Origin of the sequence: Paracoccus indicus, assembly GCF_003056335.1 — a bacterium.
In the GTDB taxonomy this organism is placed as follows: Bacteria; Pseudomonadota; Alphaproteobacteria; order Rhodobacterales; family Rhodobacteraceae; genus Paracoccus; species Paracoccus indicus.
Genome location: NZ_PYWA01000036.1, coordinates 1 through 274, shown reverse-complemented (window position 1 = coordinate 274; position 274 = coordinate 1). Strand labels below are relative to the sequence as shown.

At 64.2% G+C, this 274-nt stretch carries 1 pseudogene and 1 other annotated feature; the pseudogene reads left to right on the top strand.

Annotated features, from left to right (window positions below):
• Positions 1–116 (top strand) — a sequence feature (AL1L pseudoknot). This feature is flagged as partial in the annotation.
• Positions 1–274, top strand: a pseudogene (locus DDE75_RS17145) (IS3 family transposase); the annotation flags it as partial. Its footprint overlaps the feature before it by 116 nt.

Genomic DNA, 274 nt, shown 5'->3' with positions numbered 1-274 from the left:
GCGTATTTTGCGATGGCGGAGCTCGACCGCCGGTCGAAGTGATGGTCGGGTTCATCGACAATCATCGCGGTGAGTATGGGGTCGAGCCAATCTGCAGGGTTCTGCCGATCGCCCCATCAACCTACTACGATCACCTGGCGAAGCGGGCCGATCCGGCCCGGTTGTCGGATCGTGCCCGGCGCGACGCAGTCCTGCGGCCCGAGATCGAGCGCGTCTTCGAGGAGAACTGGAGGGTCTACGGCGTGCGCAAGGTCTGGCGTCAGCTGGATCGGGA